Genomic DNA, 25,332 nt, shown 5'->3' on the forward strand with positions numbered 1-25,332 from the left:
TTGTCTGGATAGGTAATAATGGCTCGTTTTGCTACCGGATCAGGTCCATCTCAACGCCAGCTACGCGTCAGCGAGCAGGTGCGACATGCGGTTTCACAAGTGCTGCAACGGGGCGATGTGCGGGATGACAAGCTTGAGAATGCCGTCATTGCAATCTCCGAAGTGCGCATGTCACCGGATTTGAAGATTGCTACCTGTTTCGTATCGCCCGTCGGTGCAACGGATAGTGAAGGTGTCATTACCGCCTTGAACAAGCATGCTAAATTTATCCGCGGGCGTGCAGGCACATACCTTAAATCCATGAAATATATGCCGGAATTTCGCTTTCGCATTGATACAAGCTTCGATAATTACGCGAAGATTGACGCTTTGCTGCGCAAACCGGAGGTCACACGCGATCTGGATGATGACCATGACGATGATGATGGCGGCGATCCGAATCCGGGCGATGTGCCGGGGCATGGCGATAATTAAATGGCAAGACAGCGCAAGAAAAAGGGCCGTCCGGTATCCGGCTGGCTGATCTTTGACAAGCCGAAAGGCATGGGCTCGACGGAGGCCGTCTCCAAAATAAAATGGCTGTTCAAAGCGGAAAAAGCTGGTCATGCGGGCACGCTTGATCCCTTGGCTTCGGGCATGTTGCCGATTGCACTGGGCGAGGCGACCAAAACCGTGCCCTATGTGATGGATGGCACAAAGATTTATCGCTTCACGGTGAGCTGGGGTGCCGAACGCACGACAGATGATCTGGAAGGTGAAATCAGCGCTACATCGGATAATCGCCCAGACGAAGCGGCGATCAAGGCGGTACTGCCGAAATATACTGGCGTGATTCAGCAGACCCCACCGAAATTCTCAGCCATCAAGATCGCTGGCGAACGGGCCTATGATCTGGCACGCGGCGGCGAAGAGGTCGAGATACCTGCGCGAGAAGTCGAGATTGACCGGCTTGAGCTGATTGAACGCCCTGACGAGGCTACTGCAATTTTTGAAGTTGAGTGTGGCAAAGGCACCTACGTGCGCTCGCTCGCCCGCGATATGGGTCGTGATCTTGGGTGTTACGGCCACATTGCCGATCTGCGTCGAACGGAAGTTGCGCCTTTCGATGAGGCAGATTTTGTAACACTCGAAGAACTTGAAGCTGCACATCCCCCGGCACCCGCCGAAGGGGAGGGTGACGAAGGCTCATATGAGCGTCTTGCCGAACGTTTCTCTGTTATGGATGCCTTTTTGATCGATACGGGCGCTGCGCTGGAAAGTCTGCCGCAAATTGCCATATCTGACGATCAGGCGCATCGGATTCGCATGGGCAATCCGATTATTTTGCGAGGCCGTGACGCACCTGTGGAGGCTGATGAGGCCTGTGTAACAGCCAAGGGCAAGCTTCTAGCCATTGGCTTTATCGAGCATGGACAATTCAACCCCAAGCGGGTTTTTGCGCATTAGGCCTTTACATAGACCCAGGCTTTGATGCCGGATTTCAGGCGGACTTCAATTCGCTTGTAGTCTGAAACCTCATAGGCATCGGCAGCAGCGAGTTCTTGCTCGGTAATGTGAAATAGGGTTCCCTCTACCTCGTCTGCAGGATTACTGCTCGGCCTGACAATGGGATGAACATTGCTACCGCTTGCCCGAATGACATCGGGATCAGTGATTTCCACCATTGAGCGGCTGAACCCCGGAATGGCATCCTTGTAACCGGTAAGCAACCGCCCGAACGACGATATTTGAACGCTCTCCAATTGCAGGGTCCCGTAGGAGAATAGGTTGATCCAAGGAGTGTCATTCATAATGCAAGGCTTCCCAATTTAGTTGGGAGCATATTTGCGGCAAATGCTTTCACATTCGCAATAGCGAAAATCAGCGCTATCGGCCGGAAAAGCTCCAAGAATCATTTGCGACTGGTAATTCGTCACAATTTCGACTATACGGCCCCAAGCTTCAGGCTTTGTCTGTCGCTTTAACTGGCCCCCGCTGGACGACATCCCGGCCGTGGGCATCCTGTTTTCCTCTTCAAAAGAAAGGATATACGATGTCGATAACCGCTGAACGCAAGCAGGCAGTGATCACTGAATATGCAACGAAGCCAGGCGATACCGGTTCTCCGGAAGTCCAGGTTGCAGTTCTGACAGAGCGCATTGTCAATTTGACCGAACATTTCAAGGACCACAAAAAGGATAACCATTCCCGCCGTGGTCTTCTCAAGCTCGTCTCGACGCGCCGCAGCCTTCTTGATTATCTCAAGAAGATTGATCAGAGCCGCTACCAGACGCTGATCGAAAAGCTCGGCCTGCGCCGCTAATAACGGATTGAAACCGGCGGTGACATTTCTGTCCCGCCGGTTTCTACTCATTCCTTCAAGGAATGAAGAATACCCATGAGACAGGTCATGGGGCAGGATTGCTGGCAACTCGTTATGCGAGTTGCAAATTGTCTTGCCCGTGATTGGTCTAAACGAAACGGAAGAAAGATGCTGCGATCCAAAGGGAAGCGCGTTTTTCTCCACTCAAGGACAAGATATGTTTAATCAACACAAAGTTGAAATCGAATGGGGCGGACGTCCGCTCATTCTGGAAACCGGCAAGATCGCCCGCCAGGCTGATGGCGCGGTTCTGGCCACTTATGGTGAGACAGTCGTGCTTGCCACTGTTGTTTCCGCCAAGGCACCAAAGGCTGGTCAGGACTTTTTCCCACTGACTGTCAACTATCAGGAAAAGACCTACGCAGCCGGCAAAATTCCTGGTGGTTACTTCAAGCGTGAAGGCCGTCCCAGCGAAAACGAAACACTGGTTTCGCGCCTGATCGACCGTCCGATCCGTCCTCTCTTTGCTGACGGCTACAAGAATGACACCCAGGTCGTTCTGACTGTTATCCAGCATGATCTTGAAAACAATCCGGACATCATCTCGCTGATCGGCGCTTCCGCTGCTCTGACACTTTCCGGTGTTCCTTTCATGGGCCCGATCGGTGGCGCACGCGTTGGCTACATCAATGGCGAATACCGCCTGAACCCAACTGTCGATGAAATGCCTGAATCGAGCCTAGATCTGGTCGTCGCGCGGTACAGGCGAGGCAGTTCTGATGGTTGAATCGGAAGCCAAGGAATTGGCTGAAGACATCATGCTCGGCGCTGTCATGTTCGGTCATCGCAGCTTCCAGCCGGTTATCGATGCGATCATCAAGCTTGCTGAAGTCGCTGCCAAAGAGCCACGCGATTTCCAGACCGATGACCTTTCAGCAGCAGAAGCTGCTGTCCTCAAGGTTGTTGAGGCAGATTTGCGCGCCGCTTACAAGATCATTGACAAGCAGGATCGCTACAACGCGGTTGACGCTGCCAAGGCTAAGGTGAAGGCGCATTTCTTCCCTGAAGGCGTTGAAGAGCCAGAATTTTCCGCAGAAGAAATCGCGACCGTATTCAAGTCAGTTCAGGCGAAGATCGTTCGCTGGAACATTCTCGACACAGGCAGCCGCATCGATGGCCGCGATCTTTCAACAGTTCGCCCTATCGTTTCGGAAGTTGGTCTTTTGCCCCGTACACACGGTTCGGCTCTGTTCACCCGTGGTGAAACACAGGCCATCGTTGTTGCTACGCTCGGCACAGGCGAAGACGAGCAATATATCGACTCGCTGACCGGCATGTACAAAGAGACATTCATGCTTCACTACAATTTCCCGCCCTACTCGGTCGGTGAAACAGGTCGCATGGGTTCGCCAGGCCGTCGTGAAATCGGTCATGGCAAGCTTGCATGGCGTGCTATTCACCCGGTTCTGCCTGCCAAGGAACAGTTCCCCTACACGCTGCGTACAGTCTCCGAGATCACTGAATCCAATGGTTCATCTTCGATGGCTACGGTTTGCGGAACATCGCTTGCCCTTATGGATGCTGGCGTTCCACTGCTGCGTCCCGTTGCTGGTATCGCAATGGGCTTGATCCTGGAAGGCGAGAAATTCGCTGTTCTTTCCGACATTCTCGGCGACGAAGATCATCTTGGCGATATGGACTTCAAGGTGGCCGGTTCTGAAAATGGTATCACTGCTCTGCAGATGGATATCAAGATCGACGGCATCACCGAAGAGATCATGAAGGTTGCTTTGGCTCAGGCCAAAGATGGTCGTCTGCATATTCTTGGTGAAATGGCAAAGGCCATCACTGAAGGCCGTTCGGAACTCGGTGAATTTGCACCACGCATTGAAGTCATGAACATTCCGACCGACAAGATCCGTGATGTTATCGGTTCAGGCGGCAAGGTCATTCGCGAAATCGTCGAAAAGACGGGCGCGAAGATCAACATTGAAGACGATGGTACAGTCAAGATTGCATCGTCCTCTGCCAAGGAAATCGAAGCTGCCCGCAAGTGGATCCACTCGATTGTTGCAGAACCTGAAGTAGGCGAGATCTATGAAGGCACAGTTGTAAAGACTGCTGACTTCGGCGCCTTCGTAAACTTCTTTGGTCCACGCGACGGCTTGGTTCACATCTCGCAGCTTGCTTCCGATCGCGTTGCCAAGACTTCAGATGTTGTCAAAGAAGGCCAGAAGGTCTGGGTCAAGCTCATGGGCTTTGACGAACGTGGCAAGGTTCGCCTGTCGATGAAGGTTGTCGATCAGGAAACCGGCAAGGAAATCGTTCAGGAAAAGAAGGCTCAGGAAGACGCTGAGTAATCTTTCTTCCATGTAATAATAAAGGCGCGCCCCAGTGGCGCGCTTTTTTCTTGTTATAACTATCTATAGATGGACCCACTCATGGCCAACGGCGCTCTCCAGACACTGTTCCTTCCGTTCGAAGACGAGATACTGCCCGTGCCTGGTAAAGGCGCGTCATGGTTGTTTCTCGGCGCGGAAGCTGATCGCGCTATTGCAGATGAGTGGAAGTCTATCCTGACCTGTCTTCAACCGTTCAAACCGGATTATCTCACCTTGCAGAAGGCAGGATTTAACGCTGTTCCAAGACTACAGGGCGATGAACAGTTTGATGGCGCTTTGATCTTGCTTGGCAAGCATCGTGGCCGCAACGAAGGCTGGTTGGCCCAGGCATTGAATCAGGTCAAAGCAGGCGGGCGAATAGTTGTCTGCGGCAATAAAAAACTGGGTGTAGATAGCTTTCGCAAGACCGTAGAAAGCATTGCTCCGGTAGAAGACAGGCTGTCAAAAAACCACGCAGTGGTCTTCTGGTTCAACCGCTCTGTAGAGATAAATAAAGAGAAAGTTCAGTCACTTATACCGACGCCAACGCAAGTTGAAAGTCGTTTCAATACGGCGCCAGGCATGTTCTCACACACCGCTATCGACAATGGTTCAGCAATGCTGGTCAAGCATTTCGCAGGACGCATCAGCGGTCATGTAGCGGACTTTGGAGCGGGCTGGGGTTATCTTGCCAGTGAGGTGCTGAAATACCCCGAAAAGCTGAAATCGCTGGACCTATATGAGGCCGATTTCGAAGCGCTGGAAGCTGCGAAAACCAATATTACGGGTGGCGCAATACCCGTTAAGTTCCACTGGCATGATGTAAATAGCGAAGCAATTACAGAGATTTACGACACGATCGTGATGAATCCGCCATTTCATGCCGGGCGAAGCGCCGATCCCACAATGGGGCAGGGATTTATCGCAGCGGCTGCAAAACGAATGAAGCCGGGTGGTCGGCTCCTACTCGTTGCCAACCGGCAAATGCCCTACGAAGCAGGACTGAAATCGTTGTTCAAGCACGTGACGCCCATTGAGGACAATTCCGGGTACAAAATCATTGAAGCGAAGAAGTAGCTCTACCGCACGCAACTAATTTTCGATCTAGGGTAGAGAATTCTCGGTCATTTTCGATGGTTTTTCGGTGAAAATCTGCCGATTCTCTAAATTTTAGGTTCAAACCGGCAGATCAGTTCTCAATTATAGATACTGGCTGGAGATTATTCCTTGCCGTCATCGGATTTTTTCAGCTCTTCCAATGTAGGCATTGAAACAATGTTATAGCCGGAGTCCACATAGTGGATTTCGCCAGTCACGCCGCTTGATAGATCTGACAGGAGATAGAGGGCCGAACGGCCAACGTCGCCAATATCAACCGTGCGTCGCAAAGGTGCGTTGCGCTGCTGATAGGAGAACATGGCGCGGGCATCGCCAATGCCAGCACCCGCTAAAGTCCGCACAGGACCCGCAGAGATTGCATTGACGCGAATTCCTTCCGGACCATAATCAGCGGCTAGATAACGCACCATGGCTTCAAGAGCGGCCTTGGCGACACCCATGACATTGTAGTTCGGCATAACGCGGGTGGAGCCGCCATAGGTCAGCGTCAGGATAGAGCCCCCTTCCTTCATCAGCTTTGAAGCGCGCTGCGCAACCTCGGTGAAGGAATAGGCTGAAATAACCATTGTCCGCGAGAAGTTATCGCGCGTGGTTACATCCGCATAGCGGCCCTTCAATTGTGATTTGTCGGAAAAACCGATGGCATGCACGACAAAATCGATCGTGCCCCATTCTTTTTCCAGGGTCTCGAAAACAGCATCGACTGTTGCAATGTCTTCGACATCACAGGGGAGCAGCAACTTGGAGCCAAGCTGTTCGGCCAAAGGTGCCACACGCTTGCCAAATGCATCACCCTGATAGGTGAAGGCAAGCTCAGCACCATTGTCGGCGAGTTCCTTGGCAATGCCCCAGGCAATGGAATGGCTGTTCGCGACTCCCATGATGAGACCGCGCTTGCCCTTCATCAGATCACCCATTTTGATTCCTCAACCCTCGTAGCGCTGGAAGACCAGCGACGCATTCGTGCCGCCAAATCCGAAAGAATTGGTCAGGACTGTGTTTAATTTTACATTGTCGATGCGCTTGCGCACGATTGGCATATCTTCAAATGCCGGATCGAGTTCTTCGATATTGGCGCTTTCCGCGATAAAATCATTGTTGAGCATCAGCAGCGAATAGATCGACTCATGCACGCCTGTCGCGCCCTGCGAATGGCCGGTCAAAGATTTGGTGGCAGAAATCGGCGGGCACTGATCGCCGGAGCCGAAAACTTCGCGGATCGCCTCAATTTCCTTCAGATCCCCAACAGGTGTAGAGGTCGCATGGGGATTGATATAATCGACCTTGCCCTTGACGTTGGCGATAGCCATACGCATGCAGCGTGCAGCGCCTTCGCCGCTCGGTGCAACCATATCGGCCCCGTCAGAGGTCACGCCATAGCCGACCAGTTCGCCGTAAATTTTGGCGCCGCGCGCTTTGGCATGTTCCAACTCTTCAAGAACGAGAACACCTGCGCCACCGGAGATAACAAAGCCATCGCGATTCTTATCATAGGCACGCGAGGCGACGGACGGCCGGTCATTGAATTTCGATGACATCGCGCCCATTCCGTCAAACAGCACGGAGAGCGTCCAGTCCAGATCTTCGCAGCCACCAGCAAACATCATGTCCTGTTTGCCATATTGGATCATCTCATAGGCATTGCCGACGCAATGGTTGGAGGTCGCGCAAGCCGAAGAGATAGAATAATTCACGCCTTTGATCTTGAACCATGTAGCAAGCGTTGCCGACGCAGTTGAAGACATGGCCTTTGGCACAGCGAAGGGCCCGACTTTTTTGCTGGAGCCGGATTCAATGGTCTTTTCAGCGGCCTCAACAATCGTTCGTGTGGAGGAGCCGCCAGAGCCCATGATGATGCCGGTGCGCTCATTGGAGATATGGCTCTCGTCAAGGCCGGCATCAGCAATGGCCTGATCCATGGCTACATGGTTCCATGCCGTGCCGCCGCCGTGAAAACGCATGGCGCGCCGGTCAACCAGAGTAGACGGGTCGAGCGTTGGAGCGCCCTTGACCTGGCTGCGAAAACCATGGGCTGCATATTCTTCTGCGAAGACGATGCCCGATTTCGCTGTACGCAGGGATTCGAGAACCTCCTGCACATTATTGCCTATAGAGGACACAATACCCATGCCCGTCACAACCACTCGCCGCATTGCGATCTCCTTAAAGGTATTGCATCGGCTTACGCCGCGCTTTCCTTGAACAAGCCAACCCGCAGGTCGGTTGCCTTGTAGATAGTCTCGCCATCGACCTTTAGCCAGCCATCGGCAATGCCAAGGACCAGACGACCGCGCATTACACGCTTGAAATCAATGCCATATTCGACAAGTTTATTTTTTGGCGTAACCATTCCGGTGAATTTTACCTCGCCCGTGGATAGAGCGCGGCCTTTGCCAGGCTCGCCGAGCCAGCCCAGATAAAAGCCGGTCAATTGCCACATGGCATCGAGTCCGAGACAACCTGGCATGACCGGATCGCCAATGAAGTGGCAGGGAAAGAACCAGAGGTCAGGCTTGATATCAAATTCAGCGCGGATATAGCCCTTGCCGTTTTCACCGCCCGTTTCAGAAATCTCGGTAATGCGGTCGAACATCAGCATAGGTGGTGCTGGCAGTTGGGCATTGCCCTGACCGAACATCTCTCCACGGGCGCAAGCCAGGAGCTCTTCGTAGCCGTAGCTTGATTTCTGTTCTGGCATTCTTTCTCCCATCGGTAACTTCAAATCTTGCGCTTGGGGCACACGACATCCAGGCTGCAGGACCCTATCATAGAGTGTTTCCGCCTGAAAACGCTTCCTAGAGCAAACCACGCGCAAATGGAACCCTTGCTTTCACTGGAAACAGTGCGAAACTTATGTGACTGAATCCTTGGCAAAGCACATATTATCGGCGTATTTGCTGCCTATTGATCGATTTCGCAAGACGGCATATATGAATGGTGTAGCACGCTGAATAAAAATCTGTTGTGCGACTTTGGATATCAGTTAACGGAGTGGCACAAGCGCCATGCATATTTCTTATGAAATTGACGCCGACGTTCCCTTACAGGAGCGCCTGCGCTTTGCTGGTCTGAGGCCCACCCGTCAGCGTATTGCCCTTGCAAACCTTATTTTCTCCAAAGGCGACCGCCATCTTTCAGCCGAAGAGCTGCACGAAGAGGCGCTTGGCGCCGATGTGCCCGTTTCGCTGGCGACGGTCTACAATACACTGCATCAATTCACGCAAGCCGGAATGTTGCGCATTCTGGCGGTTGAAGGTGCAAAGACTTATTTCGATACCAATACCTCCGACCATCATCACTTTTTCGTTGAAGGTGAAAACGAGGTCATCGATATTCCAGATGGCTCCGCCATGGTAGGTCATCTGCCGCCTGTTCCTGAGGGCATGGAAATCGTCAACGTCGATATCGTCATTCGACTGCGCAAGAAGCGCGGCTGAAGCGCAGAACGGTCGAGCGTCCACGGGAAAGCTTGATACGCATCTTTCTGTAAAGCGCCGACGCTGTAAACATCGCCTTCCGCCTCTTAACTTCGCTTTCAATGATGCGCTTTCCTGCCTATGCCGGAACCGTAATCTTTTGTGATTGCATGGGCGCACGGGACATTTCTTCGATCATTTTGCCAAATTCACAGGCCGCATCAGTTTTATTGCCTTCACTCCATGCAAGAACAAAAGCGGCGTCGGGCAGCGGCGGCAAGCCATATTGACCATCAACAATTCGCATGCCGGGCCTCACATCATCATCGGGCATGATGGTAATTGCCAGTCCTGAGAGAACAGCGGCGTGAAGGCCATGCTGGCTTGGCGAGGTGAAAACAATGTGCCAGCCCAAATTGGTCTCTTCAAGGGCAGTGGCGCAGGCACGCCGATGAAAACAGGGCGAAGGGGACAAGGCAAGCGGCAGCGATGCACCGGGAGCAAGCGTAAAATTGTCAGCTGCTACCCATACTTGCCGTGTTTTACGCAGGACGGAACCACAATCAGCGTCATTTTCCTTGCATAGCAGCACTGCCAAATCGAGTTGCCCGGCGGCAACCATCGCTGTCAAATCAAGATTGGGGCTGACATTCACATCAAGGGTAATGGAGGGATATGTGCGGCCGAACTGGCAAAGCAGATGCGCCAATTTATCACCCAGGAAATTTTCGATAACGCCGAACCGTACGATCCCTGTGACTGGCGACGGATTGAACCGCTGGGACAGACTGTCCAGCATCACAATAATCTGTTTGGCGCATTGCAAGAAATCGACGCCGCTCGGGGTCAAAGTTAAAGCGCGCGTTGTCCTGTAGAGCAGAGGCGTGCCGACCTGCTCCTCCAAACGTCTTATCTGATGGCTGATCGCCGATTGGGTCAGGTGCAAGCGTTGCGCTGCATGAGTGAAGCTGCCGGTATCGACAACGGCAATGAAAGCACGCAAAAGCGGGGGATCAAAGTCGGGATTCATTTCATGACCAATGTTAATTAATACGCGAAATTATATCATTTCTATCATAAGACATCTCCCTTTACAACGATAGCCACAGGGCACCTGCTGTTTGGCCCTCCGGCATCGTTTAACCAGAGAGTATTTACCCATGATCAGTTCTACCTCGGCCAGAACACCGCTTGCTTTGGCAGCGGTCTGTTTGGCTTCGCTCATGTTCGGGCTCGAAATCTCCAGCGTCCCGGTCATCTTGTCAGTCCTGGAGCAGGTTTTGCACGGCAGTTTCAATGAGCTGCAATGGGTCATGACCGCCTATACGCTGGCTTGCACCTCGGTCCTGATGGCAGCAGGGACGCTTGCTGACCGGTTTGGCCGCAAGCGGGTCTTTTTGATCAGTATTGTAATGTTCGGTGTGACATCGCTGGTTTGTGGCTTGGCACAAAATATGGCTGTGCTGATTGCCGCCAGATTTCTGCAAGGGATCAGCGGCGGCATCATGCTGATCGGTCATATATCGGTTTTGTCGCATTTATTTTCCGACGCCAAACAGCGCGCTCGTGCCTTTGCTGTATGGGGCGTCATTTTTGGCATAGGCCTAGGATTCGGACCCATTATTGGCGGTATGATTCTGGCATTGCTGGATTGGAAATGGGTGTTTCTGGTTCACGCGGTTGTCGCAGCTGTAACCTTTGTACTTGCCTATGCGGGCGTGAAGGAATCCTCGGATCAGGAAGCCAAGTCGCTCGACTTTTTTGGCATGGGAACCTACTCGGTTGCGGTTTTCTGCCTCGTATTTTTCATCACGCAGGGGCCTGTTACCGGGTTTGCCAGCACTCTTGCTCTGAGCGCGATCGGGCTGTCTCTAGCTGGTCTTTTCGCCTTTGTAATGATCGAGCGGCACCATCCCTATCCCATGTTTGATTTTTCGGTCTTCAAGGTGCGGAATTTTTCCGGTGCAATGTTTGGCTCCATGGGCATGAATTTTTGTTTCTGGCCATTCATGATTTATCTGCCGCTCTATTTTCAAGCCGCGCTTGGCTATAGCAATGTGGCGACGGGACTTGCCGTCCTTGCCTATACGCTGCCAACCTTGATTGTCCCGCCTATTGCCGAAAAGCTGACCCTGCGATTCGGACCCGGTACTGTCATTCCGATGGGACTTTTCATCATCGGTCTTGGCTTTGTTTTCATGTGGTTGGGATCAGGCATGGAAAATGCAAGCTGGCTAACCATGCTGCCCGGTGCGGTGCTCGCGGGAACAGGCTTGGGCCTGACCAATACGCCAGTCACCAACACTGCAACTGGAGCTGTGGCAAGCAACCGTGCCGGCATGGCGTCGGGGATTGATATGAGTGCGCGCCTGACTGCGCTTGCAATCAACATAGCGCTTATGGGCTTTATCCTTATCAGTGGTGTTTCGGCGCATTTGCAAAGCGTTGCGCAAGAGGCTCTGTCCGGAACGGCGCTCTATTCGGCAGCAGAGCGCATCGCATCAGGAAACCTTGCGGCAATAGCAACCGAATTGCCGGGCCTTTCCGCCTCGGTCATTCGGTCTGCGCTTATCCATGGCTATGGCTGGGTGCTGCTTTACGGTGCAGTCTCGGTGTGGATTCTGGCGCTTTGCAGCTATTTGGTTTTCCGGCCAAAGCAATTGTCGGAAAAAATAGCCTCGGCCTAATCCTCGAATTTCTCGCCGGGATAGGCACCCCAAATCTCGTTCTGGCGCATCCAGCCGCTTGCGCCACCAAAAACCACACGGCAGTAATCACCATTGCAATTCTTCAATGTGCCAAGAACACCCGGCTGTACTTTCGCAACAACGGGTGTCTTGTCATCTGCCTTGGCAAAGACATTGAGCATGACCCCGTCCTTGTCCTTTTGCCAAGGTGCAGTCATGCCGGTCCGTTTGCCTGACAGCAATGATTGATACACCCAGCCCTCAGTGCCTTCCGAATCGCGTATCCGCCGCCAATTATCATATTCCTGGACAATTTCGACTGGCAGGCCGGATTTAAGAAACAGCCATGTCACCGCATAATCGCGTCCGGGGCCAACACGCAGATTGACGCGTCCGGGCTTGAGGCTGACGAAACGCGGCAGGGGTAATCCACTGGGGCCAATCTGCCCGGCGGCCTCGGCTTTGACAAGCGCGGGCAGGCTCAGCGGTGCTGCCGTAACGAGCGCTGCGGCAAGACTTGTGGAAACGGCGAAAAGGTGGAATTTCTTAATCGTCAACAATATTGGTCCTTCATCGTTCCGTTCAACCTGGTGATTTTCATCTGATCGCGGAACGATCCTTGTTTTTCTTTGTCTTCTATGTCTGGCCTTGGTAGACAGTTGTTCAGGCGTGACAAGTTTCGCGCCGGAGCGGCATAACAGCAATTGCAGTTTGCAATGGTTTGGTTAAAGAGCTCTCAATATTGCAGGCGAAAGGGAGGGGAATATCGGTGAGCAAAAAGCCTCTGGTCGTAATTACCCGCAAATTGCCGGACCCCATCGAAACGCGCATGCGCGAACTTTTCGAGGCACGGTTGAATGTTGATGATCGGCGGTTGACCAAGGCGGAGTTGATAGAGGCGGTTTCTCAGGCCAATGTTCTCGTGCCGACCGTAACCGACCGTATTGATGAAGAGGTCATCAAGGCGGCAGGTCCAAATCTCAAGCTGATCGCCAATTTCGGCAATGGCACCGACAATATTGATGTTGTAGCCGCGGCTGCACGCGGCATCACTGTAACCAATACTCCAAACGTTTTGACCGAAGACACCGCCGACATGACCATGGCACTGATGCTGGCAGTACCGCGTCGTCTCGTAGAGGGTGCGTCCATTCTGCTCGATGACGGAAAATGGGAGGGCTGGGGTCCGACCTGGATGCTTGGTCGCCGCATCTGGGGCAAACGTCTCGGCATTGTCGGCATGGGCCGCATCGGCACTGCCGTTGCCCGCCGCGCCAAGGCCTTTGGCCTTTCAATCCATTATCACAACCGCAAGCCGGTGAGCCCGAAGACCGAAGAAGAGCTGGAGGCGACCTATTGGGAAAGCCTCGACCAGATGCTGGCGCGCATGGATATTATCTCGGTCAATTGCCCGTCGACACCCGCGACATTCCATTTGCTCTCTGCCCGCCGCATTGCGCTGATGCAGCCAACTGCCTTTATCGTTAATACGGCACGCGGCCAGATCATTGATGAGCAGGCGCTGATCGACCAATTGGATCAGGGCAAATTGTCCGGCGCAGCGCTGGATGTGTTTGAACATGAGCCAGCCGTTAATTCCAAGCTGCGCAAACTGGCCAAGGCGGGCAAGGTGGTCATCCTCCCGCATATGGGCTCCGCTACGCTGGAAGGTCGTATTGATATGGGCGAGAAGGTCATCATTAATATCCGCACCTTTATCGATGGGCACAGACCGCCAGATCGCGTGCTGCCAAGGGACCGGTGAGAATTTATCGAGATTTGGCAAACCTGTTTTGCGTGGTTCGCCCTTCGACAAGCTCAGGATGAGCTCACCATGAGGAAGATTGGCTGATTGCAAGAGAAGCAGAACGCATAGAGCCAACAAGTTGGCTCTATCTGCTGCACCCCACTACATTCCTCATGGTGAGCCCCGTCGAACCACGCAAAACGCCAATGCTAGGATTTTAAATAACGCTGATCGAACCGTCAGTGCTAATACAAAGCTCACGCTCAACAAACCCTGCAAAGTCTCCGCGATCCATCCGCAGGGCCATCGGCGTTGCATGGCCCATTTCCTGCGCAACGATGAGGCCAAGCAGCAAAATTGCGTCGGGCTCGTGCAGGACGATTGCGGCAGGCGCCAGACCCGCCGAGACCAATTCCAGCAAAACGGCTGCTGCCGAAGATGAGCCAATCGTTCCCGGCAGGCAAAGCACTTTGCCGGTGATCGAAACACCATGCTGCGGATGGCGGACATCGGCGATCAAGCCTGTCTTGGGGTTAACCCCGCCCCAGAAGCTGATCGGCGCGGTCAGCACCAGCGCATCGGCACGCGTCGCTTGCCCCTGAACCAGAATTTCCGCCCTCATGGCGATGCACCAAAGACAGGACGCGCCAATATAGCGCTTTCCACGCATTCAGCCATGGAGCCGTAAATGACGCCATAGCCCGTATTGCCCGGCGCGTAATGGGCGAATTTGCCGGAATTGGTCATAAGCACCGCGCCTTCAATATCCGGCAGAATCGGCGTAACCACAACACAGGTATCAGCGACAATGACCACGCCCGACGCCTCCAGCGACTGGCGGCGGCCATTGCCCTCCAATGCGGCAAGCGCGTGGCGTCCAGTGCAGGCATAAAGCGGAATCTTGAGTTTGCGTCCGGCAATGAGAGTTTCAAGCCGGTCAAACTCCGACACCGAAAGATGAGGGCTGCCAATGGCGACGGCATCAATGCGCGCCATGTCGCGCGCGGTAGAAAGACGCCGACGCGAATCCGCAATCATCTCGTTCGTTACATGGATGAGCGCTTGCGGCGCTTGATGATGTAGCGCGGTCGCCAGATCCGGCGCTTCGGGTGTCACGCCTGCTACATGGAAAAGTCCGACAGCGCCCGCCGAAGCCGATGCAGCGCCGAAAGCTTTCAAGGCATCTTCTCCAGGATGGGCATGGACACCAGCCACAACGCCAATGGCATCGCCAATCTCGCGCCCAAACAGACTGCCAAGAATGGGCCATGCAACTTCCGAGCGCAAAAATGCCAGATCAATCGCACCGACGTCAAAAATGATTGTGGCACGGCGGTTTTCCGGTATGTGCAACCCATAATAGGGGGCAAAACCGGCAATGGCGCAGGCAATATCAAGAAAATCGCCATAGCGATTGGTGCGTGCGCCCAGTACTGAGTTGCAGAACACAACCGCATTCGATTCGCCCCATGCGACATCGCTGCCAAGCGCCGGACGATGACCGGCCTGATAGGGCGCGCAGGTCCAGCTTGGCTCGCAGCCAAGCACGCGATAGGCGTCCATCATTCGCCGCGCCATATCGCGCTCATGGGCTGGCAAGCGATTTTTAGAACAGCCGGTAAGATCAAGCGAGCCGACATTCAGCGTGGCGCGCACGGCAACCTTGGCGCCGCCCTCAACCAGCTTTTCTGCGAAAAGCGTGCCGCTATCGCCATGGTAAAGCGCGCCATCAATATGCGCGGAGGCAATCGGGATCAGCGATGGCGCACCCATTAGCCGCGCTGTCGCAGCAACGATACGCATGGCCATGGCGGAACCTTTGCCGCGCGAACCGCTGGCGATTGCGCGCTGTTCCTCGGAAAGTTCAAGCGCCATCGGCTTTTCTGGCCCGGTATTTGATTGTTTCAAAGCGAGAGGTCAGCGCATCGTAAAGGAGGAGCTTGCCGATCAGCGGCTCGCCTATGCCGGTGACAAGCTTGATGACCTCGGTTGCCTGCAAGGTGCCGATGACGCCGGGAAGGACGCCAAGCACCCCCGCTTCGGCGCAGGCAGGAACAAGCCCGGGTGGCGGCGGGTTTGGAAAGAGATCGCGGTAGGAGGGATTTGAACCCCCGTCGCTGTTGGTGGCATAGGGCATGAGTGTGGTCAGCGATCCGTCAAACCGCCCCAGCGCTGCCGAAACCAGCGGGCGCTTTTGAGCAAGGCAAGTATCGGCCAGCAAATAGCGTGTATCGAAATTATCTGAGCCATCGACAACAATATCGTAGCGGCAAACGAGATCGGCGGCATTGTCGGGCGCAAGGCGCATTTCATGCACCTCGGCGATGACATGCGGATTAATCGCTGCGATTGCTCGCGCCGCGCTTTCTCCCTTGGGGGAGCCGACCAGCTCGGTCGAATGGATGATCTGCCTTTGCAGATTTGACAGGGAAACACGGTCATCATCGACAATGCCGAGTGTGCCAATGCCCGCCGCAGCCAGATATTGCAGCACAGGCGCACCAAGCCCACCCGCGCCCACCACGAGCACGCGGGCGCGCTTCAGCTTTTGCTGACCAGGGCCGCCAATTTCACCAAGAATGATATGGCGGGCATAGCGTTCAACTTCAGAAGAGGAAAGGGCAGTATTCGGCTGATCGATCATGCTGCTACTCTAGGGGATGATGAACCTGAAACCAATGCGCCGAATTATCCCTCCCTCAAGGAAAACACCACCACCTCTTCGTCATCCTCGGGCTTGACCCGAGGATCCAATTTTCTACCATCTGTCTTTGGACCCTCGGATCAAGCCCGAGGGTGACGGAGAGGTGGTCTGGATGGAATGTCACGGAGATGCCCGCGGTATTATTGCGATCATCCCACCTTTCTTACGGTGAACCCCCTGAGCTTGTTGAAGGGCGAACCACGCAATACTTATGTGCAGCTCTCGTGCTACGCCAAAAACTTCAGCCCGCCGATACCGGCAACAATCAACCCGATACAGACAAGCCGCACCACAGTAGCAGGCTCGCCGAAAATATACATGCCAAGCAGCGCGGTGCCCACTGTGCCAATGCCGGTCCACACCGCATAGGCGCTACCAACTGGCAGATCGCGTAGGGCAAGACCAAGAAGCACGACGCTGATAATCATGCTGCCAGCGGTGAGAATTGAAGGCGTAAACTTGGTAAAGCCATCGGTATATTTGAGCCCGATGGCCCAGCCGATTTCGAAAAGTCCTGCGGTTATGAGAATAATCCAGGCCATGACGACCATCCTTTTGAACTGTCGGGCCGTCCCGGATTTGTCTGAAGCGCATTATCGCGTGAAGGTCGTCCTTCACAGATTGATTTAAGGTCGGACGGCGAATTAGGCAAGCCAGCGACGCGATGAGTATTTTTGGTGTTTAACATCAAGGGGAGTGAAAGAGCAGAACAGTCCTTCCCACAAACGGTTTGAAACTATATTCTCCAACTCAGTCGCGAGGGTTTCTCGCCGCAAAAGCAAGGCAAGAGCCGGGGGAGAACGGATGCCATGCCCGAAACGCGCCGCAAGCTGACCACGATCTTTTCCGCAGATGTGCAGGATTATACGCGCATGATGCGCGCTGACGAAGAAGGCACGCTTGACACGCTCAAGCTTTACAGGGAAGCGATGAGCAGGCTGATTGAGGCACATTACGGCCGGGTCATCAACACTTGGGGCGATGGGTTGATCGCGGAGTTTTCCAGCGTCGTGGAGGCGGTGCGCGCTGCCCTCGATGTGCAAACGGAACTTGCCGGTTATAATGCCGACCGTCCGGATGAAACCCGCATGCTGTTTCGTATCGGCATCAATCTTGGCGATGTGATTGCAGAAGGCGACGATATTTACGGGGACGGCGTGAATGTTGCTGCGCGCTTGCAGGCATCGGCTTCTGCTGGCGGCATCGTTATATCCAATACGGTCTATGATCAGGTTCGCAACAAACTGGCGGTCGGATTTGAATGCCTCGGGCAACTTCAGGTCAAGAATATTGAGGGTGGCGTTCTCAGCTATGCGGTGCGGATTGGTGAAGACACAAAGCAGGCGCAGCCTGTTACTCCTGCAGTAAATGACGGGTACAGAGCTGATTTGACCAGAACAGGCGCGACGGCCGCAGCATCTAAAAGCACAAGCCTGGCTTTGCTTGCGATCATTGCCATCGGACTGGTCGGCATCAATTTTCTCTCATGGGACGGCACCTTCTGGTCGCGCTGGCCGCTTCTTGTGTTGGCAGCAATATGGGGGCTGCGCTGGGCTAAAACGGCGGAGCGCATTGATCGCTTTATTGCCGCTCTTGTGGTCATCGGACTGACAATAGCGGGCATCAACATGATTTCCTGGGAAGGGAGATTCTGGGCGGCATGGCCATTACTCGCCATAGCAGTTATTGGAGGTATTCGTTGGGTCATGCGCTATCGCCGCAGTGCTGGCGGTTGATTACCGGCTTGCACCGGGAGCGAAGAAGGACTTCAGACTGAATTTTCTCCCCATCAACCACTTGGTAACCAAGTTTCTTCATTCTCTGTTCTCATCAGTACCTGCCATGGGCGCATGTTTTGCCCTCGGCCTCAATCCTGCCTTGTAAGCAGTGATTTTGCGGGGCGCTGATATGTATCGAGTAAGAGTTCGGGAAGCTTGTATCATGGCGTTTGCAGTCAAGACGGTCGGGGGCGCCAAGCCTGAAGCCAAAAAGGGCCGTCAGCCGGCGCGCGGCTTCCTTTCCGCGGCTATTCTTGCCGGTTTCGGGGTCGTTGGATCACTGAGTGCGGTTGCCGCTGTCGTCAGCCTGCAGCGCGCCTTTATCCCCCACGTTTCGGCAAGTGCCGGTGGCCAGGCTTTTAGCCCATTTTCCGGGCATGCCATGCAACATGTTGCCTATGATGCCAATCCAAGCGCACCAAAGTTCCCGCGTGTGCCGGAGTTGAACCGGACTGGCTGGCAGGTCAGTGACATGGATGAAGGCTCGGTTATCGGGAAGAACGGCGAAGTCATTGTCATTACCCCGCCCAAGCCGAAGGTGGTGGTGGCAGCAAAGCCGCCGCTTGAGGCAGATGCGTTCGATGCGCGGGCTGCAGGGCTTGATACAATGCAGGTTTCGTCAATCTATACGCCTGTCCGATCCTATAGTTCTCTGGACGCGCCTGCACCTGCCGAAATCGTCGCCTTGCAGGAGCCCGGTCCAGCCCTTGGCACGTCGCCGCAAGAACCATTCAGCCTTGTTCTGGCGGAGACTGATGTCGAGACGGAAGTTCCATTGCCCGGCATGAAGCCAAAGCGGCTTGCGGATGCGGCAAAGCGCGACGCGCAAGTCATGGCTTACGCGCCGCAGGAAAACAACATTCAGGATATGGCGCCGAGCTACAAGCCCGCTCCTGTTATTACGGCTCGCGCTCGAACGGCGATCTACAGTATCGAGCAGAAGACGGTCTATATGCCGAGTGGGGAGCGTCTTGAAGCACATTCGGGTCTGGGGCCAATGCTAGACGACCCACGCTTCGTGCATAAGAAAATGCGCGGTGCGACGCCGCCACATACCTATAAGCTGACCATGCGGGAAGCCCTATTCCATGGAGTGGAAGCAATCCGGCTCAACCCGGTCGACCCGAGCAAGATTTTCGGGCGCGATGGCTTGCTGGCTCACACTTACATGCTGGGCAAGCGCGGCGATTCCAATGGTTGCCTTGTGTTCAAGGACTACAAGCGCTTCCTTGCCGCTTTCAAACGTGGCGAAATTACACAATTGGTCGTGGTCGCCCGTTTGCCTGGCGGATCCACAAGTGTTGCGTCACGGTAAAGCCGTTGGTCTTGCGCAATTCCTGACGCAAAACCGCTGACGCTCTCGCTGCAATTGCTCCAAATGTTTTGCAAACTCAGTAATTTTGCATGGATGTTGTGCGTGCTTCGACAAGCTAAGCGTGAGGAAAGAAGTGGATTGCAGTGTCTACTTGCAACGTCTCAGACTAGGCTCCCTGCCAGTCTCTACATTCCTCATGCCGAGCTTGTCGAAGCACGCACTATCCATTTACTGGTCAAACGCAAGATACTCCAGGCGGTATGACCGCCTACCAGCTTACTTTAAGGCCAATATTGCCTTCGAAGACCTCACGTTTGTCGCCATCAATATCAAACGTATAGTCAGCCACAGCGAAAGCGCTGACCGATTTGTTGAAACTGTGAACGATACCACCGCCAAGTTCCAGCGAGGTGTTTTCACCTTCCGTGACAATATCATCGCCGCCAAACTTCACGCTGTCCTTGGTTTTGAACGAATGCCAGAGATTGGCCTTCACATAAGGTTGGAACAGACCGGATGATGTCTGATAATTGCCTTGCAGCCTTGCGCCGACACGGCCTGTCCAGCCATCATCGGCATCGAAGGCGATATCAGAAAACTCATCCTCCTGATCGTCCAGGGAGATATGCTGCCAGATGATCTGCGCCTGCGGCTCCAAAACCCAATTATCACTGAGCTTGAACGGATAACCACCCTCCAGCGATGCCGTTACGCCATTGCCTTCCACGTCAACGCCAACGCCCCGATCAGAACGGGCGGTGCCGCTAAACCAGCTTCCCATGACAACGGCATCGACATACCAGTTTGTGGGGCCGATATGGGTCCAATAAGTACCGGCGCTGTGGGTGTCCGTATCCATCTTGCCGGTCTTCAGATTGTTCCAACCAAGTGCTTGTCCCCGAATATCGGCATCAAGCGAAGCAAAGCCGTAGAATAGCCCGGCTGTATCCTTATGGCCGCTCTCGCTCTCATAGCGCAGAATGTCGAGTCCTGCCTGTACGCCCCAGAGCGTACCATCGATGGTCGGGGAAACGGTGCCGCCCCAACCCTGTTCGACGTCTTCGCCAAAGACATGGGCCCATGCGGCTGAACCGATCTCGCCCGGAGCAAGAATTTCCTGAGCGCCGCGCCGCTCGTGGAATGTGCTGAGCGTTGCAAAGGCTGTCTGCCGCAGTGCTGGAATTGCTGCCGAATAGGTTGGCACTTCGATGCGGTATAGAGACACAATATCGCCGAGGACGCGGGTTGCACCAGGCGTCGGCGGGGCTGAACCAGCCCCGGGCACCGGCGCCGGATTTCCGGGTATAGGCGGTGCGGATGGCGGCGGTGTTGGCGCTGCCGCTTCCGCCGGTGGTGGAGGCGCGACCGGTGCTATGTCTCCCGGCTGCACAGGCGGCGAGGGATCGACCGGATTCGGGTCGTCCGGATTTACCGGCAAAGGTGGCGCTGGCTCTTGCTGTGGTGGCGGCGGTGGCGGAGATACTTCCGGCGGTTGCGGCTCGACGACCGGGCCAGGATCAACTGGCGAGGGTGCCGGAGCCGGGGCAGGTGGCTCAGGGGAGCTTACCAGCGTGGAGCGCAGATACCAGTTTTGTTCGCTGCCGTCGCTGATGCCGCCCTTGAAGAGGTAATATTCATAGGCACCTGCCGCGACAGCATTGTTGAGCGCAAATGTATTGCTGGTGGTCGTTGCACCATTGACGGTTTCTACCAGAAGAATGCCGTCTTGCGTCGTGCTGGCGCCGGTGCCGCCATTATTGATAACGCTGATGCCAGTCGTACCGGAAGCAACGCCGCCGTCAATGGTGAGCTTATCGGAAGCTGAACTGTCATCGCCAAGCACAGTGTCTAGAAACAGCAGCCCACCATTACCGGTATAATTACCGGTAATGCGGAAGCTGTCACTTGTGCCGGTGCCATTGGTCAGATCAATGCGGCCTGCATTGGCTACATTGACGAACTGGCCAGCCACGAAGGATGCAACGGCTGAGTTTGCGCCGCCGCCAAATATAGTGCTGGTTGAATCAACCGAGAGGTTGCCCGTCTGCGTACCCGCATCGCCCAGTGTCAAGGCGCCGTTGAAAGTAAGCTCGGTGTCATTGGTCGCAGCGATGTTTTCCCAATTTTGAAACCGCGAAACATTGTCTGCAGCGACATTGCTGAAGGTCAATGCGTCGCTGCCTGCGCCGCCCGTAACCTGTGTCGTCGCGCCAATATTTGCAGCGGTCAGATTGGTGAGTGTGGCAACGTCATTGTCGCCGCCTAGATCAATCGCTCCATAGATAATACCGCCACTGTCCCAGTTGAATGTGTCAGTGCCGAAACTGAGAAGGATGCTACCGCCGACGCTGCCGCCTGTAACTGTAACGCTGTCAGTGCCGCCGCTCACGCTGATATTGCCGCCGATCGTTCCGTTGGACAGTATGATCGTGTCGTTGCCGAAGCCAGTAACAAGATTGCGGTCAATGACACCGCCGGACATATCGAACAGATTGTCATCGAGCTTCATGTTGACGCGCCCGATGCGACCGCCAGTCATGATTGCCCGGTCGCCGTCATCAAAGGCATCGATGATATGTCCGCCCGACATGAAGAAGGTATCGAGATTGTCACCCTGGTTGAGGGAGCCGACAGAGCCGCCAGTCATACTGAAATTGTCTATGCCGCTGCCCTGCTGGACATTGCCGGTAATTGTGCCGGAGCCAATTGTCACATTGTCGGCGCCTGCGCCAAAAACAATGCTTCCATTGACCGCGCCGCTGCCACCCGCAGGCATGGTAAGCGTATTGTTGCCGGTATTATCGGTGAGGCCGGTGCTGACGCCGCTATCGCAGACATAGGTGCTGTCGCCAGCTGTCGGCGTAAGATCGCAGGCTGCTTGCGCAACGCCGGAGAATGCGAGAAGCCCAAATGTTGATGTAGTTGAGGCAAGAAGGATGCCGGTTAGTATCGTCCTGTGTAATCCATTGCACAACACAGGTTTGCCGCGCAGAAAATCCAGAACCATCTACTTCCCCCCAAGTGCGATGTAGTGAACTCGATGCGGAAGTTAGGTAATACTTTAGGTGTAGACAAGCCATTTTATTGAAGAGTTGCAGATTAACTTAATAAAACCGGCAGAGGTGCGAACATCTCTGCTGGTTTCTTTGTGATGCTGGCTGTCAAACAGCTGTTTTTAGCTGTACCTGCGGCTTGGGGCCGTATCTGAGGCAGAAGGCAAAGGCGGCGACGAATGCAAGCACGCCAGCGCCTACCGAAACATAGAAACCGCGGCTTGCGCCATATTCGTCAATTACCCAGCCTGAAAGGGAAGAGCCTAGCGCCATGCCGATCATGACGCCCGTCATTGCCCATGTGATGCCTTCGGTCAGTTTCGCCGCTGGAACGATACGCTCGATCAGGCCCATGGAGATGATAATGGTTGGGGATACCGCAGCGCCTGCCAGAAAAAGAGCAATAGAGAGGCCGCCAATGCCCTCAACGATGAGCAGGGGCAGCGTCGTCAGCATGGCAAGGCCGATTGCCAGCAGGAACTGTTTTGCCAAAGGCATCTGGAGCTTTAGAGCACCAAAGACGAGGCCAACAATGAGCGAACCTGCGGCGTAGCTCGCAAGCGCAATACCGGCGGCGGCCTTCTGGCCCTGCCCTTCGGCAAAGGCGATGGCGGTGACTTCGGCCGTACCGAACAGCGCTCCGATAGCTGCCAGTGTGATAGCGATAATTTGCAGCGATGGCAGGCGGATTACCGAGGCGTTGTCTGTGCGGTCCTGCGGATGGATGGCGGGTTCAGTGGATTTCTGTGCAACGAACAGTGCACTCCCGACAGCGAGAAGCAAAGTTGCGGCAAGAGGTCCAGCTTGCGGGAAAAGAGCAACACTGAAGCCGATGGCGATGATCGGGCCAACCATATAGATCACCTCGTCAACGACCGACTCAAAGGCAAAGGCTGTGCGCAACTTTGGTGTATCGCGATAAATTTCCGTCCAGCGTGCACGAACGAGTGCCGTCATGCTGGGCATGAAGCCGGCGAGCATGGCGAACAGGAACAATGTCCAGTCGGGGGTGCGGTAGTGAGCGGCCAGCATAAGTCCGGCGAGCGCAGCGATTGTGATAAGGGACGAAATCGGCAGAACGCGGCTTTGACCGAAACGGTCCATAAGACGCGATACCTGCGGCGCAATGAGCGCATTGGACAATGCGAATGTCGCGGAGACTGCGCCGGCAAGCCAATAGGTGCCGTGAGTCTGCGATAGCATGGTGACAATGCCGAGCGTTACCATGCCGAGTGGCAGGCGGGCGATGAAACCGGATGCCGAGAAAGCGACGCTTCCCGGCGCAGCGAAAATTTCTTTATATGGATTGGCCATGAAAGACATCCTTTGTTGAACAGCCGCCATTTACATACGCGACGTATATAAATGAAATAGTTGCATACGCCGCGTATGTCAACTAATATACGTTGCGTATGTGAAAGGAAATTTGATGGCCCATAAGCCGCGCAGTGAAATGATCGTCGAAACCCGAGCAAAACTATTGGCTTCTGCCCGGCACGCCTTTGGTACAGTGGGCTATGCGGACGCATCAATGGACGATTTCACCTCTTCGGCGGGGCTTACCCGCGGGGCGCTCTATCACCATTTTGGAGACAAAAAGGGATTGCTCGAAGCTGTTATCAAACAGATCGATGCGGAGATGAATGATCGCTTGATCAAGGTCAATGAGAAAGCAACCAACCGCTGGCAGGGCTATGTCGATGAATGCGTGGCCTATGTCGAAATGGCGATCGAGCCGGAAATACAGCGTATTGTATTGTTGGATGGGCCTGCCGTTCTGGGCGACCCGGCAAACTGGCCAACAACAAATAGCTGTATTCGCTCCATGACCGACAGCCTGACGCAACTTCGTGATGAGGGGGCGATAAGGGATGTCGAGCCGGAAGCAATGGCCCGCATTCTCAATGGAGCGCTAACCCACGCTTCGCTTTGGGTCGCGAATTCCACAGAGCCGGAAGCCACGTTGCGCAAGGCAGTCAAGGCCATCCGGCAGTTGCTGGATGGATTATTGCCAAAACCCTCAGCGCTCGACAAACACTCTTAAGCGTTCCAAAGCATCATCCCATTGCCGGGAAACGCCATCAAGATAAGCACGAATATCTTTGATCGGCTCCGGCCGGAACGCAAAATGGCTCTCCCGACCCACCTTTGTGCTGATCACCAATCCAGCGTCCTCAAGAACCTTGAGATGCTTGGTGACAGCCTGACGGGTAATCTGCGCATCCGAAGAAAGGCCCGCAATTGAACGAGTTTGGCCGTCGCTGAGCTTGGTCAGCAGCGACAGGCGGGTTCGATCACCCAAGGCCGCAAATAAAGGTGCGGGATCGGGAAGATGGCTATCGTTCAACATAGGTCTTGATATTCATTATCTGTTCATCCCAACCGCCGTCATTTGAGCGCAGAGCTTCGTCGCGGCGATGGGCGGGCAGGGCGTCAAATCCGGACTCGGTGACGGTCAACCGCGTTCCCTTGGCCGAAGGCTGCAAGCGAAACTCGACCAAGGTCGGTGTCTCATCTGAATAATCCACATCGGGATCAATTGCGTGGGGGTGCCACGTAAAACTGAACAGACGAGGCGCGTCCATAGCTTTCACCGTCGCGTGCCACTTCACATGTTCATAGCCCGGATAGGTAATATGGCCAGTGGAAACCTTACCGGGAACAAAGGGCCCATCAAGCTTGACACGAAACCATTCGCCAAATGCGAGATGATCGGTGAGCGCGCGCCAAACCTTTTCGACAGGCGCATTCAGTTCAATGTTCTTTTCAATGCGGTCAGACATTATGCAACCTCCTGGTTGCTTTTAATCTGGCAGATCAAGAAAAGAAA

At 54.5% G+C, this 25,332-nt stretch carries 24 protein-coding genes and 1 pseudogene; 11 read left to right on the forward strand and 14 right to left on the reverse strand.

Features of this window, described 5'->3' with window-relative positions:
* Positions 1-18 precede the first annotated feature (18 nt).
* Together rbfA and truB are read left to right on the forward strand one after the other, a co-directional pair.
* Complete coding sequence (rbfA, locus tag QFZ34_RS15020; RefSeq protein ID WP_115051419.1) at positions 19-474, forward strand: 30S ribosome-binding factor RbfA; 456 nt, start codon at positions 19-21, stop codon at positions 472-474.
* The gene (truB, locus tag QFZ34_RS15025) at positions 475-1,446 is read left to right on the forward strand and encodes a tRNA pseudouridine(55) synthase TruB (RefSeq protein WP_115051418.1); all 972 of its coding nucleotides are present in this window, start codon (positions 475-477) and stop codon (positions 1,444-1,446) included.
* Here the strand turns inward: truB and QFZ34_RS15030 are convergent.
* Positions 1,443-1,790: a gamma-glutamylcyclotransferase family protein gene (locus QFZ34_RS15030; RefSeq protein WP_115051417.1), complete on the reverse strand. Its 348-nt coding sequence runs from the start codon at positions 1,788-1,790 to the stop codon at positions 1,443-1,445. The two genes, truB and QFZ34_RS15030, sit on opposite strands and share 4 nt — an antisense overlap.
* Before the next feature lie 242 nt (positions 1,791-2,032).
* On the opposite strand from QFZ34_RS15030, the gene rpsO reads away from it, so the two are divergent.
* The 3 genes and pseudogenes from rpsO to QFZ34_RS15045 all read left to right on the forward strand — a co-directional run bounded on the left by rpsO (position 2,033) and on the right by QFZ34_RS15045 (position 5,760).
* Positions 2,033-2,302, forward strand: coding sequence for a 30S ribosomal protein S15 (rpsO, locus tag QFZ34_RS15035; RefSeq protein ID WP_008122441.1), 270 nt, complete (start codon positions 2,033-2,035; stop codon positions 2,300-2,302).
* A gap of 217 nt (positions 2,303-2,519) precedes the next feature.
* A pseudogene (gene pnp, locus QFZ34_RS15040) lies at positions 2,520-4,662 on the forward strand (polyribonucleotide nucleotidyltransferase).
* Positions 4,663-4,743: 81 nt separating this feature from the next.
* The gene (locus tag QFZ34_RS15045) at positions 4,744-5,760 is read left to right on the forward strand and encodes a class I SAM-dependent methyltransferase (RefSeq protein ID WP_307282387.1); all 1,017 of its coding nucleotides are present in this window, start codon (positions 4,744-4,746) and stop codon (positions 5,758-5,760) included.
* A gap of 143 nt (positions 5,761-5,903) precedes the next feature.
* Here QFZ34_RS15045 and fabI read toward each other — a convergent pair whose 3' ends face one another.
* Genes fabI through fabA form a run of 3 tightly spaced genes read right to left on the reverse strand, consistent with a single transcriptional unit; the run spans position 5,904 to position 8,500 of the window.
* On the reverse strand, positions 5,904-6,719 hold the full coding sequence (gene fabI, locus QFZ34_RS15050) for an enoyl-ACP reductase FabI (RefSeq protein ID WP_115051414.1): 816 nt from the start codon (positions 6,717-6,719) through the stop codon (positions 5,904-5,906).
* Between the two features lie 9 nt (positions 6,720-6,728).
* Positions 6,729-7,955 carry a beta-ketoacyl-ACP synthase I gene (gene fabB / locus QFZ34_RS15055; protein WP_115051413.1) on the reverse strand — a complete coding sequence of 409 codons (1,227 nt, stop codon included), beginning with the start codon at positions 7,953-7,955 and terminating at the stop codon, positions 6,729-6,731.
* 29 nt (positions 7,956-7,984) lie between these two features.
* Positions 7,985-8,500 carry a 3-hydroxyacyl-[acyl-carrier-protein] dehydratase FabA gene (fabA, locus tag QFZ34_RS15060; RefSeq protein ID WP_008122449.1) on the reverse strand — a complete coding sequence of 172 codons (516 nt, stop codon included), beginning with the start codon at positions 8,498-8,500 and terminating at the stop codon, positions 7,985-7,987.
* Between the two features lie 307 nt (positions 8,501-8,807).
* On the opposite strand from fabA, the gene irrA reads away from it, so the two are divergent.
* The gene (irrA, locus tag QFZ34_RS15065; RefSeq protein WP_115051412.1) at positions 8,808-9,239 is read left to right on the forward strand and encodes an iron response transcriptional regulator IrrA; all 432 of its coding nucleotides are present in this window, start codon (positions 8,808-8,810) and stop codon (positions 9,237-9,239) included.
* A gap of 118 nt (positions 9,240-9,357) precedes the next feature.
* Here the strand turns inward: irrA and QFZ34_RS15070 are convergent, their stop codons facing one another.
* Complete coding sequence (locus QFZ34_RS15070) at positions 9,358-10,248, reverse strand: LysR family transcriptional regulator (protein ID WP_115051411.1); 891 nt, start codon at positions 10,246-10,248, stop codon at positions 9,358-9,360.
* Between the two features lie 130 nt (positions 10,249-10,378).
* On the opposite strand from QFZ34_RS15070, the gene QFZ34_RS15075 reads away from it, so the two are divergent.
* Positions 10,379-11,905: an MFS transporter gene (locus QFZ34_RS15075; protein ID WP_307282393.1), complete on the forward strand. Its 1,527-nt coding sequence runs from the start codon at positions 10,379-10,381 to the stop codon at positions 11,903-11,905.
* Here the strand turns inward: QFZ34_RS15075 and QFZ34_RS15080 are convergent.
* On the reverse strand, positions 11,902-12,468 hold the full coding sequence (locus tag QFZ34_RS15080; RefSeq protein ID WP_370878853.1) for an SH3 domain-containing protein: 567 nt from the start codon (positions 12,466-12,468) through the stop codon (positions 11,902-11,904). The two genes, QFZ34_RS15075 and QFZ34_RS15080, sit on opposite strands and share 4 nt — an antisense overlap.
* Before the next feature lie 200 nt (positions 12,469-12,668).
* On the opposite strand from QFZ34_RS15080, the gene QFZ34_RS15085 reads away from it, so the two are divergent.
* Positions 12,669-13,670 (forward strand): 2-hydroxyacid dehydrogenase, encoded by a 1,002-nt coding sequence (locus QFZ34_RS15085; protein WP_115051612.1) that lies wholly within the window; start codon positions 12,669-12,671, stop codon positions 13,668-13,670.
* Positions 13,671-13,869: 199 nt separating this feature from the next.
* On the opposite strand, the gene QFZ34_RS15090 is transcribed toward QFZ34_RS15085, so the two are convergent.
* The 4 genes from QFZ34_RS15090 to sugE form a co-directional block, all read right to left on the reverse strand.
* The gene (locus QFZ34_RS15090; protein WP_307282395.1) at positions 13,870-14,274 is read right to left on the reverse strand and encodes an aconitase X swivel domain-containing protein; all 405 of its coding nucleotides are present in this window, start codon (positions 14,272-14,274) and stop codon (positions 13,870-13,872) included.
* Positions 14,271-15,527 carry an aconitase X gene (locus tag QFZ34_RS15095; RefSeq protein WP_307282396.1) on the reverse strand — a complete coding sequence of 419 codons (1,257 nt, stop codon included), beginning with the start codon at positions 15,525-15,527 and terminating at the stop codon, positions 14,271-14,273. Before QFZ34_RS15095 ends, QFZ34_RS15090 begins: the two co-directional genes overlap by 4 nt.
* Positions 15,517-16,296, reverse strand: a complete 780-nt coding sequence (locus QFZ34_RS15100) for a molybdopterin-synthase adenylyltransferase MoeB (protein ID WP_307282399.1) — start codon at positions 16,294-16,296, stop codon at positions 15,517-15,519. Before QFZ34_RS15100 ends, QFZ34_RS15095 begins: the two co-directional genes overlap by 11 nt.
* 287 nt (positions 16,297-16,583) lie before the next feature.
* Positions 16,584-16,898, reverse strand: a complete 315-nt coding sequence (gene sugE, locus QFZ34_RS15105) for a quaternary ammonium compound efflux SMR transporter SugE (protein ID WP_307282400.1) — start codon at positions 16,896-16,898, stop codon at positions 16,584-16,586.
* 267 nt (positions 16,899-17,165) lie between these two features.
* On the opposite strand from sugE, the gene QFZ34_RS15110 reads away from it, so the two are divergent.
* Entirely contained in the window at positions 17,166-18,092 is a 927-nt protein-coding gene (locus tag QFZ34_RS15110; RefSeq protein ID WP_307282403.1) for an adenylate/guanylate cyclase domain-containing protein, read from the forward strand.
* 205 nt (positions 18,093-18,297) lie between these two features.
* Entirely contained in the window at positions 18,298-19,449 is a 1,152-nt protein-coding gene (locus QFZ34_RS15115; RefSeq protein WP_307282405.1) for a DUF2778 domain-containing protein, read from the forward strand.
* Positions 19,450-19,717: 268 nt separating this feature from the next.
* Here the strand turns inward: QFZ34_RS15115 and QFZ34_RS15120 are convergent, their stop codons facing one another.
* Both QFZ34_RS15120 and QFZ34_RS15125 read right to left on the reverse strand, forming a co-directional pair.
* Positions 19,718-22,456, reverse strand: a complete 2,739-nt coding sequence (locus QFZ34_RS15120) for an autotransporter family protein (protein ID WP_307282406.1) — start codon at positions 22,454-22,456, stop codon at positions 19,718-19,720.
* A gap of 154 nt (positions 22,457-22,610) precedes the next feature.
* Entirely contained in the window at positions 22,611-23,816 is a 1,206-nt protein-coding gene (locus tag QFZ34_RS15125) for an MFS transporter (RefSeq protein WP_115051403.1), read from the reverse strand.
* A gap of 115 nt (positions 23,817-23,931) precedes the next feature.
* On the opposite strand from QFZ34_RS15125, the gene QFZ34_RS15130 reads away from it, so the two are divergent.
* The gene (locus tag QFZ34_RS15130) at positions 23,932-24,546 is read left to right on the forward strand and encodes a TetR/AcrR family transcriptional regulator (RefSeq protein WP_115051402.1); all 615 of its coding nucleotides are present in this window, start codon (positions 23,932-23,934) and stop codon (positions 24,544-24,546) included.
* Here the strand turns inward: QFZ34_RS15130 and QFZ34_RS15135 are convergent.
* Both QFZ34_RS15135 and QFZ34_RS15140 read right to left on the reverse strand, forming a co-directional pair.
* Positions 24,523-24,852 carry an ArsR/SmtB family transcription factor gene (locus tag QFZ34_RS15135; RefSeq protein ID WP_307282411.1) on the reverse strand — a complete coding sequence of 110 codons (330 nt, stop codon included), beginning with the start codon at positions 24,850-24,852 and terminating at the stop codon, positions 24,523-24,525. The two genes, QFZ34_RS15130 and QFZ34_RS15135, sit on opposite strands and share 24 nt — an antisense overlap.
* Positions 24,839-25,285: an SRPBCC family protein gene (locus QFZ34_RS15140; RefSeq protein ID WP_307282413.1), complete on the reverse strand. Its 447-nt coding sequence runs from the start codon at positions 25,283-25,285 to the stop codon at positions 24,839-24,841. Before QFZ34_RS15140 ends, QFZ34_RS15135 begins: the two co-directional genes overlap by 14 nt.
* Positions 25,286-25,332: the final 47 nt, after the last annotated feature.

Origin of the sequence: Phyllobacterium ifriqiyense (assembly GCF_030817885.1) — a bacterium.
GTDB classification, from domain to species: Bacteria; Pseudomonadota; Alphaproteobacteria; order Rhizobiales; family Rhizobiaceae; genus Phyllobacterium; species Phyllobacterium ifriqiyense.